This window comes from Pseudomonas sp. BJa3, from assembly GCF_026343815.1.
Taxonomy (GTDB): Bacteria; Pseudomonadota; Gammaproteobacteria; order Pseudomonadales; family Pseudomonadaceae; genus Aquipseudomonas; species Aquipseudomonas soli.
In genome coordinates, this window is record NZ_JAOXMC010000011.1 from 1 (window position 1) to 12,958 (window position 12,958).

At 58.7% G+C, this 12,958-nt stretch carries 8 protein-coding genes; all 8 read left to right on the forward strand.

The genetic code is table 11. The annotated features are described in order from the left end of the window. On the forward strand, positions 1-8,613 hold an 8,613-nt coding region (locus OH705_RS15135; RefSeq protein ID WP_267302445.1), incomplete at its 5' end, for a hemagglutinin repeat-containing protein. After that, on the forward strand, positions 8,610-8,969 hold the full coding sequence (locus tag OH705_RS15140) for a hypothetical protein (protein WP_267302446.1): 360 nt from the start codon (positions 8,610-8,612) through the stop codon (positions 8,967-8,969). The genes OH705_RS15135 and OH705_RS15140, both read left to right, overlap by 4 nt. Positions 8,970-9,223: 254 nt before the next feature. Further along, positions 9,224-9,439, forward strand: a complete 216-nt coding sequence (locus tag OH705_RS15145; protein WP_267302447.1) for a hypothetical protein — start codon at positions 9,224-9,226, stop codon at positions 9,437-9,439. A 363-nt stretch (positions 9,440-9,802) separates the two neighbouring features. Further along, positions 9,803-10,333: an SMI1/KNR4 family protein gene (locus OH705_RS15150; RefSeq protein WP_267302448.1), complete on the forward strand. Its 531-nt coding sequence runs from the start codon at positions 9,803-9,805 to the stop codon at positions 10,331-10,333. Between the two features lie 403 nt (positions 10,334-10,736). Further along, positions 10,737-11,192 (forward strand): hypothetical protein, encoded by a 456-nt coding sequence (locus OH705_RS15155; RefSeq protein ID WP_267302449.1) that lies wholly within the window; start codon positions 10,737-10,739, stop codon positions 11,190-11,192. 149 nt (positions 11,193-11,341) lie between these two features. Then, positions 11,342-11,941 (forward strand): hypothetical protein, encoded by a 600-nt coding sequence (locus OH705_RS15160; RefSeq protein WP_267302450.1) that lies wholly within the window; start codon positions 11,342-11,344, stop codon positions 11,939-11,941. Positions 11,942-12,022: 81 nt separating this feature from the next. Further along, positions 12,023-12,421: an SMI1/KNR4 family protein gene (locus OH705_RS15165; protein WP_267302451.1), complete on the forward strand. Its 399-nt coding sequence runs from the start codon at positions 12,023-12,025 to the stop codon at positions 12,419-12,421. A 107-nt stretch (positions 12,422-12,528) separates the two neighbouring features. Beyond that, positions 12,529-12,933, forward strand: a complete 405-nt coding sequence (locus tag OH705_RS15170) for a transcriptional regulator (protein WP_267302452.1) — start codon at positions 12,529-12,531, stop codon at positions 12,931-12,933. The last annotated feature ends 25 nt before the right edge of the window (positions 12,934-12,958 follow it).

Genomic DNA, 12,958 nt, shown 5'->3' on the forward strand with positions numbered 1-12,958 from the left:
GGCGCGGGCCTGATCACCACCGCCGGGCCGCTGACCCTGGTCAACCTGGCCAAACTGAACAACCAGGGCGGCGAGATTTCCACCGCCCAGGCCCTGCAACTGGACGTCAGCGAGCTGGACAACCGTGACGGCAAGCTGATCAGCGAACAGACGCTGGCCATCACCAGCGGCGCCATCGACAACCGCAACGGCCTGGTCTCGGGCTGGCAGGGCCTGACCGTGAGCGGCCAGAGCCTGGACAACCGCCAGCAGGGCACCCTGTCGAGCCGCTCCGGCGCCGTGCAGGCGACCGTGACCGGCGCGCTGCGCAACAGCGACGGCGGCGCGCTGGTTGCCCAGCAACGCCTGGACGTCAAGGCCGCCAGCCTGGACAACAGCGCCAAGGGCATCCTCTCCAGCGGCAGCGGCCAGCAACTGACCATCACGGCGGCACTGGACAACCATGACGGCGGCCTGATCGATGCCGGGGAAAAACTGGTCATCAGCGCCGGTGCCCTCGACAACCACGGCGGCCGCGTGGCCACCCGCCAGGACCTGGGCCTGACCGCCGCGAGCCTGAACAACACCAACGGCAGCCTCGCCGCCCAGGGCACCCTGACCCTCGACCTGCTCGACGAACTGCTCAACCGCCAGGGCAAGCTGTTCGCCGGCAAGGACCTGCTGCTCCAGCGCGCCGGCCTGGTGGACAACCAGGCTGGCCAGATCGCCAGCCAGGGCCAGCTCAAGGTGCTGGCCGCCAGCGTCGACAACAGCCAGCGCGGCACCCTGGCCGCCAATGGCCCGCTCACGCTCGACAGCCGCGGGGCGCTCAACAACTCAGGCGATGGCCTGATCTACAGCCAGCAGGGCGACGCAGGTCTGCAGGCGGCCAGCCTGAACAACGCCAAGGGCACCGTGCAGGCCAAGGGCGCGATCACCGCGCAGGCCACCGGCCTGCTCGACAACCAGGGCGGCAAGCTGATCGCCCAGGATGGCGCGCTGAGCGTGACCGCCGACACCCTCGACAACCGCGGCGGCATCCTCGCCAGCCTCAAGCAGGCGCTGGGCGTACGCACTACCGGTGTGCTGCGCAACGGCAGCGACGCCACTGGCCAGCGCGGCATTCTGCAGGCGCTGAGCCTGGACGTGCAGAGCGCCAGCCTCGACAACGACGGCGGGCGCATCGCCGCGCTGGGCGGTGACGCGCTGATCCGCACCGGGCAGCTGGACAACCGCGATGGCGGCATTTCCGCCAGTGGCCTGCTCAAGGTCACCGGCGCCAGCCTGCTCAACGGCGGCGACGCGCGCGGCGAGATGGTCGGTCAGCGTATCGACCTTGGGCTGAGCGGCGCGCTGGATAACCGCTCCGGCATCATCGAAAGCGCCAGTACCCTCGCCATCACGGCCGCCACCCTGGACAACCAGGCGGGCCAACTGCGTGCACTGGGCACCAGCGGCACTACACGATTCCAGATCGGCGGGCTGCTGGACAACCGCAACGGGACCCTGGAAACCGCCAACACCGATCTTGCCCTGGTCATTGGCGATCTGCTGAATGCCGGGGGCAGCATCACTCACCTCGGCAATGGCGATTTCGGTGTCAGCAGCCAGCAGGTCATGGCGGCGGGAGGCCGCCTGTTGACGCACGGCACCCTGAATCTCAGTGCCGACGACTGGGTCAACAGCAGCGTGCTGCAAGCCGGCACCCTCAACCTCGATGTCAAAAACTTCACCCAGACCTCCAGTGGGCAACTGCTGGCGACGAAGGCGTTGCTGGGCAAGGGCGGCAACTGGCTCAATGATGGGTTGATTGCCAGCGACGGCACGCTGAGCCTGACCTTGGGTGGTACCTATTCGGGCAACGGCCGACTGACCAGCCTGGGGAACATGACCCTGTCTGCGGCGCAGATGAGCCTGGGCACCGCCACAAGCATTGCCGGTGGCGACAACATCGTTGTCAACGTCGGCAACCAGCTGAGCAATCTTGGGCGCTTGTCGGCGGTCAACGACCTGACGATCCACGCCGGCAGCCTGTCCAATTACGGGGCATTGGCCGCGTCGGGCAACCTGAACCTGATTGCCCAGTCCGTCCACAACGACCAGGCCGCCGATGGCAGTCGAGGTTTGCTGTTCAGCGGCCGGGACATGTCGATGCGCACGGCGGATTTCAGCAACCGTTATGCGGACGTCTACAGCCTGGGCAATCTGCTGGTCGCCGGCGTCACCGCAGGCAGTACTGCGGCAACCTTCCTGAACAGCTCCGGGACTGTCGAGGCAGCCGGCGACATCAACCTGCAGGCATCCAGCTTCGTCAACAAACGCGACAAGTTCAGCGCCAGCCAGCAGATCACCGACGGCTACATGACCATCTACTGCGTCCAGCATTGCAAAGGGCCGCAGGTGAGGGGGCCGGTGCACATCTACAAGACCCAGGCAACCGTGGTGCTGGAAGATTCGCCAACGGCAACCCTGGCTGCCGGGCGTGACCTGACCATTGGCGGGGGCAGCGTTCTCAATTCTCGAAGTGTGATCTCGGCGGGCAATGATCTCACCATCACGGCCGGCAGCATTACCAACGAGGGTGAGCGTTCCAGGTCGGGAACCGTTGGCAGAGAGGTGGGGGCTGGAACCAAGATCCCCAGGGCGTACTTCTTCCAGTTGATCAACGAGGTGAACGCCTACAACCAGGCCCACCCTCGTTCTGGACCGTTCGATGAAGCAGCCTTCAAGGCCCTGGTCGCGAAGTTCGACCCCGGGATGTTTTATGGCATCAATGAAGCACTCACGCTCAAGGACGATAATCAATTCATTGCTCCGGCGCTGATCCAGGCTGCAGGCACGGCGAAGCTCACCGCGGCAGGCAACGTCAACAATATCGTTGTGCGCAGGGCGCCGGAGGCGACCAGCAGTCGTGCGTTCGATACCCAGGTATCCAGCGCGACGCAGGCCACGGTGGTCAACCTGAATGCGCAGTTGCCCCCCGATCTGGCCCAGCGACAGGTAGACCCGACCACCCTGCCAGGCTTCAGCCTGCCGGCGGGGCAGAATGGCCTGTTCCGCTTGAGTGGCAAAGGCAGCGATGCGGCAACCGGGCCCACTCAGGGCTGGACATTGGGCAACGCCACCGTCGGCTCTCATGAGCGCCAGGGGCTGGCCAGCTCCCGACCGGGCGCGATCCAGGCAGTGGATGCTGCCGCGTCCAGGGCGAGCGAGCAGGCAATCGATCGGATTGCCCACCAGCGCGTCGAGTCGGTGGCCAAGGCCAGTGCCATCGGGGTCAATGCGCCCGTGGCCGAGGCAGTGGATAGCGACATTCGATCGCCAAACCCAGGCGCGCAGGCGCTTGAACTGAGCGCGCAGGATGCCGGAGTCAGTGCCCCGCCACGGATACCGGGCATCACCCGCCTGCCCGACAGCCAATATACGAGCAAGCCGCACAAGTACCTGATTGAAACCAATCCTGTGCTGACCGACCTCAAGCAGTTCATGAGCTCCGACTACCTGCTCGGCAATCTGGGCTATGACCCGGACAAGAGCTGGAAGCGCCTTGGTGACGGCTTCTACGAGCAGCGCCTGATCCAGCAGGCGGTGGTGGCGCGTACCGGCCAGCAGTTCATCGATGGCCAGACCTCTGGCGAGCAGTTGTACAAGCACCTGATGGACAATGCCATCCGCAGTAAGGATGCGCTTGGCCTGAGTGTTGGCGTCGGCCTGAGCTCTGCGCAAGTGGCGGCGTTGACGCACGACATCGTCTGGCTCGAAGAGCGTGAGGTCAATGGTGAGCAGGTACTTGCACCTGTGCTGTACCTGGCCCATGCCAACGGCCGCCTGGCGCCTGACGGCGCGTTGATTGCCGGGCAGGATGTTCAGCTGATTGCCGGGGAAAACCTCAACAACATTGGTACGCTCCGTGCCTCACGCAACCTCAGTGCCACTGCAGGCAAGGACCTTACGAACAGCGGCCTGATCCAGGCAGGTGGTCGCCTGGACCTGTTGGCCGGCAACAGCCTGGTCAACAGTGCCGGCGGCATCATCAGCGGGCGCGATGTGAGCCTGACCGCCGTCAATGGTGACCTGATCAATCAACGAGACCTGACGCGCACGGACAACGACTACGGTAGCGTGCGTGAGCAGAGGGACCATCTCGACAGCGCGGCCCGCATCGAAGCCAGCAACAGCCTCAGCCTCAAGGCGGGCCAGGACATCAAGAACGTCGCCAGCGTGATCCAGAGCGGCGGCGACTTGTCGCTCAGTGCCGGGCGTGATGTGAGCTTGCTGTCGGTCGAAGAGCGTCACGGCTTCTACACCGAGCGCCAGCGCAGCAACACGGTGCAGCAGCACGGCGCCACGGTCACCGCCGGCCGCGACCTGAGCCTCGTCGCCGGCCGCGATCTCACCGCCGTGGCCAGCCAGATCGACGCGGGCCGCAACCTCACCCTGGCCGCAGGCGAAGACCTGAACCTGAGCTCCGCCGCCAATGAAGCTCACAGTTTCAGCCGCAGCAAGAAGGTCACCCAGTCCAATGACCAGGTCACCCAAGTGTCGACCACGGTCAAGGCCGGCGGCGATGTGTCGCTGTCCGCGGGCCAGGACATGGCCATCGTTGCCAGCCAGGTCAAGGGCAAGGGCAATGTCGACATCGACGCCGAGCGCGACCTGACCATCGCCTCCGACCAGAACGAAAGTGCTTCGTACTACCTGAAGAAGAGCAAGGGCTCGTTCGGTCGCAGTAGTTCCAAGCAGCAGGAGAGCTACCACAGCACCAACGTCGCCTCGGTGATCGAGGCCGGTGGCGACCTGACCGTCAACGTCAGCAAGAAGGATGATGGCGGCATATCACTGGACGGCGGCCGCGATGTGACCGTGATCGGCAGCCAACTCAAGGCCGGCGGCGATGTCATGCTCGGTGCCACGGGCGATGTGGCGGTGTTGTCCGGCGTCGAGGAGCACGGCGAGTACAGCAAGAAGACCAAGTCCGGCTTCCTGGGCCTGTCGAAGAGCGGCAAGAGCCAGCTGCAGACCCGCGCCACGCAGGTGGGCAGCGAGCTCGATGCCGGAAACGACATTGTTCTGGCTGCAGGCAGCGACCTGCGTTTGCGGGCCAGCGAGGCGAACGCCGGCAACGATGTCGAACTGCGTGCAGGCTTGGTGGACAAGGAGGGCGACATCAACCTGGTGTCGGCCAATGACACTGCCTATAGCCGCTCGGAGGAATACAAGAAGAAGTTCAAGCTGTCGCTTTCTCCCGACATCATCCTGAACCCGGCGGCATTGATGATGCCGATTGCACCGGGCACGGTCCTGCCGTCGGTGTCGATCGGCTCGGCCAAGGCTTCAGGGCAGGAGGCTCGCAGCAGCACCAGTGTCGGCAGTCAGGTGAGCGGTGAGCGTGACGCCACCCTGCAGGCAGCTCGCGATATCAACGTGTTGGGCAGCGGCGTCAGTGCCGGGCGCAACGTCAGCCTCAACGCCGGGCGTGATGTCAATGTCAGCGCCGCACAGAACCAGAGCGACAACTCGCACTGGTCGAGCTCGAGCAAGACGGGCCTGCGTTTCGACAGTGATGACAACGGCATGAACTTCTTCGCCGGTGTCGAAAAGGAGAAGGCCAAGGACCGTTTGCGTGAGCAACTGAGCGCAGGTAGTCGCATCCAGGCCGGACAGGATCTGGATGTCAAAGCCGGACGCGACATCAACCAAACGGGCTCCGACCTGGTGGCCGGTCATGACATCAGCCTGGACGCTGGTCGCGATATCAACATCGACGCGGGGCGCGAAACCCGTATTCAGGAACAGGAGCGTGAGTACGAATCGCACGGTATCAGTGGCTCGGTCAACCATAACGTGGGCAAGACCAAGGACGCGCTGAGCAACACCGGCAAGGGCGAAAATGGGGTAAGCAAGGGCTCCAGCACCCTGCAGACCCTGGATGCGATTGGTCAGTTCTTCGCCGGCCCGACCGGTGACGGCAAGATCGGCAGCAGCAAGCAGACCAGCAGCCAGCAAAGTGTCGACCAGAACAACCGTCCCTCGACGCTGGACGCTGGCAACGATGTGAAACTGCAGGCGGGCAACGACGTAAACATCAAGGGCAGTCAGGTGCAGGCCGGGCGTGATATCGACGTCAAAGGGCGTGACATCAACATCGATGTGGCCAAGGGCAGCAGCAGCCTGGAAAGCAACCAGTCGCAAAGTTGGGGAGGGATCCACGGAGGTACCAGCGGTGGCTTCAAGGTTGGTATCGGTGGCAGCCACGGTACTGCCAGCAACGACAGCCAGCAGGGCACTTCGACGCCAGCGCAGTTGGAGGCTGGGCGCGATGTCCGGCTCGAGTCCGCCAACGATCTGAACATTGTCGGTAGCCAGGTCAAAGGCGGGCGCGATGTCGAGTTGAATGCCGGCAACGACCTGAACATTCGCGCGGCACAGAACGACAGCCAGCAGGAGCAAAATCGCCGCAGCGGTGGTGGCGAGGTGGGGCTGACCTTCGGCTCGGAGGGTGTTGGGGTATATGCCAGCGTCAATCTGGGCAAGGGGCATCTCGAGCGTGAAGCTCAGCGCCATGAGCAAGCCTATGTCTACGCCGGTGACCAATTGAAGTTCACCAGTGGTAAGGACACCAACATCAAGGGTGCACAAGTACGTGGTGATGAGGTGATCGGTCGCGTCGGTGGCGACCTCAATGTGGCCTCGGCCATCGACACAGGTGAAGTAAAGGGCAAGGAGTTCGACATCAATGCCACGGTCACCATTGGTCCCGGGGCGGGTATCAGTGGCTCGGTAGGCTATGGCAAGACCACCGGCAAGACCGAGTGGGTCGAGGACCAGACTCGCATCACGGGTCGTGACAAGGTCGATATCCGCACCGAGAACCACACTCAGCTCGACGGTGCGCTGATCGCCGCCGACAACGGCAATCTCAAGCTTGATACCGGTACCCTTGGATACAGCGATATCGCCGGCAAGGACAAGGAACACGGTTACTACCTGAATGTGGGGGGCAGTTGGAAGAAGGGTTCGGCCAACGCCGAGCAAGACCCCTCCAATGGCAAGGTTACCGAAGGTGCAGGCAACGGGGAGAAGGGATCGAAAAACCAGACCAGCTGGAGTGTCAGTGGCTGGGAGTATGAAAAGGATCGCGAGCAGATTGTCCGCGCCACCGTGGGTGCGGGTGATATCACCGTGCGCAAGGACGCCGAGACAGGGCAGGACTCGACTGTCGGTCTCAACCGTGACCTCGACAAAGCCTATGAGATCACTCGAGACAAGGAGTCGCGTACTGATCTCTACGTGACCGACAGCTCGTTGCACGATGCGCTGAACCCTAAGGAGACGCTGCAGAAGTGGAGCGATGGGCTGCTCAACTACGACAAGACAGCGCTGAAAAACTTCGAACAGGCCAGCGTTGGTATCAATGCCACCCTCAATCGCCTGGAGCGGGTGATGGGGCGTGAGCTGGCGGCAGGCGTTACTGGCGTCACCAGTCGTGACTTCGCTGAACAAACCCTGGAGCAACTGATTCTCGGCGGCAAGAGCCGGGCTGATGCCATGGCGATGATGGCGGATGAAAAGTTCCAGCAGAACGTCCTGGGTGAGTTGAGCCGCTTCTGGAACATCAAGCCGGAGACCATTGCACAAGCGAAGGAGATAGTTGAACAGGCGACTCAACAGGTTGGCGGGGCAAATGTGCTGCATCTTCCAGCTTCCGACGTATCCGCGAAAAAGCTGACTTTGTTGCAGGATAACCTTCGTTCTTTGTCGAGCATCAGTGACTTCATTGAGCAGAATCAGGACAAGGCCCAGGCCATTGGCATCGTCCTCGCCCTCACCCAAGGACCCAAGGGGGTAATCCAGGCCGCAGCCATGAGCGCTGCAGAGCAGACTCCACTCGGTCAGGCTTTGATGGAGCGTCTGCACGGCATGCAGGAGTATGTGGGGCAGAAAATTGCCGAGCACATGGAAGGGCAGGGCCTGAAGAAAGAGGACGACTTTGATAAGTATTTACTGGGCGGCGGGAACCTAGTTGCCAGCATCATAGGCACGGGGATCTCGTCAATTCGTAAGGGTGGCAGCGTCAAAGACTCGCCAAATGATCACTCCAAGTCAGTCGGAGGCAAGGGCAACGAAGAGCATGTCGCGAGAGTGGGCGAATCGACCGGTTCTGACGCAAGTCATTCTAAAGATCCCGGAGGGCAGGAACCCAGGCCCGGTGAGGTATCTGCTAAGCCGCATCCGGCATTGGAGAAGCTCGCTAATGAACGCATGGATGACCTTATTTTACAGTTTGCCAACAAATCACTACCACCCAAGGATTTTGAGCTGACAATAAACGGAAAAACGTTGAAGGCAGATCCGGAGGTCAGTAAGAATGCACCGGTATATTTAGGTGCCTCTGAAGGCATGGTGAAGTCTTATTTCATGCAGCTCGGAGGTGTTGAGCAGCTGCCGGCACCCAAGTCGATAAATATTCGAGGACAAACTGTTGAGCTCTATGCGTTGGTGCGGGCTGATGGCGTTAAAATGAATTTGCGCAATGGCTCAAGTTCTACTGCAGAGTCTGGTGCTCAATGGACGATTGATATCATCGGACATCCAGGGGTGAAAGCTTCAAAGCTGGAGGTTAAATTCAAATGATTTTGTGCTGTCGAGATTCCGAAGAATTCAAGGAAATCGTGGAGTGGAGTCAAGGCTTAGCAGTTGACGCGCTGTGGTTGAGCGTCTGCAAGATTTACTCCTGTGAGAGCTACAACGACCGTAAGCGTATTTTTTTGCAGGTACTGGCTGAACTGCTTCTTGAGGGTAGGGTGTTTCTCGCTAGTGGGGATCGATTGAAAGGGAATGTTATTGAACAAATCGCTGCATTCGATTTGGCTTGGCCTGCAGAAGAAGAAATCGACGAAGCGGTATTTTGGATCAAGAAAGACGGAGTTAGTTGGGTGCCGGGAGGCCTCGTTTGGGTTTACGAGGATGGTACGGAAGTATGGACATGAGCAGTGCCTTTCAGAGTATGGGAGCCTACTTCAGGCTTCTGGTGCCAGGGGAGTATGCATCGATTGGAGATTTTTCAGAGAGCCTGAGACCAGGAGTTGTCGTCTCTCAAGCCTTGGATTTCGATTCGAAACAAGTGTCGAATGGGGAATTTATCAATGAGTATTTTTGCGATTTGTATAGGTGCTAAGCCTGGGGTAAAAAGCATGTTCGCCACACACCGGCGGGATTTTAATAGCAGCTAACCGGCGTTGTCGTGATCGAGTTTTGGCTGATACGTGACATGGAAGGAGCAGCCGTGGATAGGTATGACGATCTGCATCCGGACAAGGTATCCGGCCTGCTTGCAAAACTGGAGACAGCCAATGCGCATGTGCTCGCGGCACTGACTGCCGATCATTCGCAAGTGCCGGCCGACTATGTTGACTTCATGAAGGATCTTGGCTGGGGTGAAGTGGGTGAGGCTGCCTAAATGTTGTATGAGGGCCTGCTGACGCCAGACCAGATCTACGATGAAGATGATGAAGTCCCCTTGGACGGCATCCTCTTGTTCGGGGATGACATGTACAAAAAAGGGGACAGATTTATTTTCCTACTCTAATTTCTGTCTTTGCGTGGCCGAGACGACGTTGAAGCCCGTTGCTTAAGGTGTCTGTGAGGAAATAACGTGCTGGAAGCCGGGGCGTCAAAATTAGAGTATGGAAAATAAATCTGTCCCCTTTTTGCTAATCTACTCAGGCAGCAACCCAATGCTGACTGGAGTGACATTGACCGCCCGAGGCTCCAATGGATTAAAACTGGATGTATCTACCCCTAACATTAATGGTGTCAAGTAATGCTTGCCGATCTAATGAAGATGTTGCCCCCACCGGCATCTCCTGCCTACTCGAACCCCGACTGGGCAAGGGTGGAAAATGACCATGGCATCCGATTGCCTGCTGACTACAAGGCTTTCATCGAGCGTTTCGGCGTGGGGTGCATCGACGATTTTTTGTGGGTAATTGATCCATTCTCCAGCAGTAGTGACCTGAATTTCGATAAGGGCGATTACTTCCGTGAATCTTATGCGGTGATGAAAGCTGAGTTTCCTAGCGACTATCCTAGGCCTGGCTTCCCTGCCCAGGGGGCATTTTGGCCTTGGGGATTCACCGAAAATGGCGAGACGCTGGTATGGGTCGTCAAAGGCGAGCCAGATTCTTGGTCCGTCGCGCTTCATAGTGTGGACCAAGGGGAAGAAGATCTAATCGCCTGTGGTTGTGTTGAGTTATTATGCAGGCTACTAAGAAGAGAGATACACTCACGTATCCTGCCAGAGGATTTTCCCAGTGTAGAAGGAGTCCCTTATCGTTTCATGACTTATAAATAGTCGATCCGCTGTGGGAGATATAATGGCTTGATTTTTATGTGCAGTTCGCAAGATGGGCTTGATGTGTTTTCTAGAGTGCGCGGGTGTTGTTTTCGAAGACTGCTTTCTCCGAAAATTCGAGGATGTCTTTGGGAGTGTCCTGGCTAAAGTATGGTATGACCCGTATGATCGCTTGAGCGGAGTGTAGCTGTATTACCCTGAAGCATTGTGGGTTTTCTGGGTGGGCAGTTCACGGAGTTTTAGTTGAGTTGCTGGAATTTTTTAAGCGGATCCGTGCCGGGCATGCATTTGAAAACGATTGTTTAGGTTTGAAGTTTTTGGTAGAAGGTGTCGAGATTGGGTTCTATGCTCCAGTTTTTGAACATGGAGAAAATGTGGGGCGAAACCGCCTGGCGGGGGATTGATGGATTGGATAAAGCTGCTTAGCCTTGTCGGTAGGGACCAAGGGAGCAATGACTTTCAAGAGCTTTCCACAGTGCTTGGTGAGCAGCCGCAGGTAAATGAAACACCCTTGTCGTATAACGACCCAGAGGGAAGGACCCTTTATCACAAATATCTCAACAGTGGGTTGGAACTCGGCTTTCGAGCGCACAGACTCAATCACATCCATATTTACGTGCAAAGCCACGAGGGATATGCTCCGTTCAAGGGCAGTATTCTCGATCAGGACGCACAAGGCTGGGGGCATGATGCCCTCATAGAAGTGCTTGGGCCTCCGGATACCCAAGGGGGTGGCAAGATGGATAGTTTGCTCGGTTATATACGGCCGTGGGTACGTTATGAGGGGGCAGGCCCTATATTCCTTGCCGAGTTTTCGCAGGATGGACGTTTGTGGAAGTGTTCGCTTGCGCTCAAGTAAATTTTATTAGGCGGGGAGCCATTACTCAGGATTAGGCACTGTGTAGTACGTAACGTTAATGCAAAATCTTCTCTACTTTCTGCTGTTGTGCGGCCAAGGCGACGGCTAAGCGAAAATTGCACGGTGACATGGCCTAAGGGGAGCCGGTAATGAGCCTTGATGAACAATGGGAGCCTGGCTTCGGTACCCTATACACGTGGTTGGCCATGGATAGAATTGGTCGAATTGCGGTCATGGTGAACAATTGTTTTGGTGATATTCCGAAAGTGCTCTTGGCACTGAGCGGGGCGGAGGAAATGCTGGACGCCCTCAGTGAATTCATGTGGGAGGAGTCTCAGGTCTTTCGGTCGTACCCACCTTTGAAGAAAGGTGGCTTTACGGTGGACTTGTATTCGGCATGGCGCTGGCAAGGAAGAGACAAGGCTTTCGTTCTGGATGAGCTGTTGCACGATCTCGAAGAGCGAGGAATCTACAGTGAAGCCAGCCTTGTCTTCAACAAAGGTTTCTTTGTCTATCACGCCGTCGAAGGTTCCCGGGAGGGAGAGGACTTTCCCGTTGGATATGATGGCCCTACGAGTATGGGGGACTATTTCAGGTTTCTGGTGCCAGGGGAGCATGCATCGATTGAAGATTTTCCAGAGAGCCTGAGAGCAGGAATTGTCGTCTCTCAAACCTTGGGTTTCGATTCGAAACAAGTGTTGAATGGGAAATGTATCAATGAGTATTTTTGCGATTTGTATAGGTGTTAAGCCTGGGGCAAAAAGCATGTTCGCCACCCCGGCGTTGTCGTGGTCGAGTTTCGGCTGATTCGTGACAGGGAAGGAGCAGCCGTGGACAGGTTTGAAGATCTGCAGCCGGACAAGGCATCCGGCCTGCTTGCAAAACTGGAGACAACCAATGCGCAGGTGCTCGCGGCACTGACTGCCGATCATTCGCAAGTGCCGGCCGATTATGTTGCCTTCATGAAGGAGCTTGGCTGGGGTGAAGTGGGTGAGGCTGCCTACATGTTGTATGAGGGCCTGCTGACGCCAGACCAGATCTACGATGAAGATGATGAACTCCCTCTGGACGGCATCCTCCTGTTCGGAGATGACATGCAGGGGTACTGCTCGGGGTTCGATACGAACAATGGCTGGGTGGTTGTCGATATCGACCCGGTAAGCCGTGAGGCGAATCAAGTGGCGGACAGTTTTTCCGAGTACATACGTGAAATGCTGAACGACTTGTAGCCTGCGAGGAGCAATGGGGGTGGCCCTTCGGTTTCTGATTGAACACCTGGCAACCTCTGTCAGTCCCACGCTGTGTACCTACTTGTTCACAGCAGGAGGCTTACCCCATGAGCACATACGACTGGGACCTGATCGAACGCTTGCTGCACGAAGTGCAGAACGGCGCCGGTCAAAGTTTCACGCCGCGCCCCTATGCCGAGCAGCATGCCGCCGCGCTGGCCGCCGATGGCGAGGCGCCAGGCGATCTGAACCAGCTCAAGGCCCAGGCCTGCAAGTACGAAAAGATCCTCTTCGAACGCGGTTTCATCGAGAGCCGGCCTGAAGCGGAAGGTGGCAACGGCGAGAATTTCGTCCTCAGCCCGCGCGGCTCGCGCCTGCTCAGCCTGATCGACAGCAGCATTCCGGGCTTCGAACATCCGCGCCAGGTGCTCGATGAACAAGCCGATGCCTTGGACGAAGCCACCTTCGAGCATGTCTCGGCCAAGGCGCAGATCGCCGGCGGGTCAATTTAGACTGGCATCGGCAAGGCCGGTCCCC

Excerpts from the sequence above, each read along its gene's own strand:
- OH705_RS15170 (WP_267302452.1), top strand. The coding sequence starts at position 12,529 with ATGAGCACATACGACTGGGACCTGATCGAACGCTTGCTGCACGAAGTG.
- OH705_RS15155 (WP_267302449.1), top strand. The coding sequence starts at position 10,737 with ATGGATTGGATAAAGCTGCTTAGCCTTGTCGGTAGGGACCAAGGGAGC.
- OH705_RS15150 (WP_267302448.1), top strand. The coding sequence starts at position 9,803 with ATGCTTGCCGATCTAATGAAGATGTTGCCCCCACCGGCATCTCCTGCC.
- OH705_RS15160 (WP_267302450.1), top strand. The coding sequence starts at position 11,342 with ATGAGCCTTGATGAACAATGGGAGCCTGGCTTCGGTACCCTATACACG.
- OH705_RS15140 (WP_267302446.1), top strand. The coding sequence starts at position 8,610 with ATGATTTTGTGCTGTCGAGATTCCGAAGAATTCAAGGAAATCGTGGAG.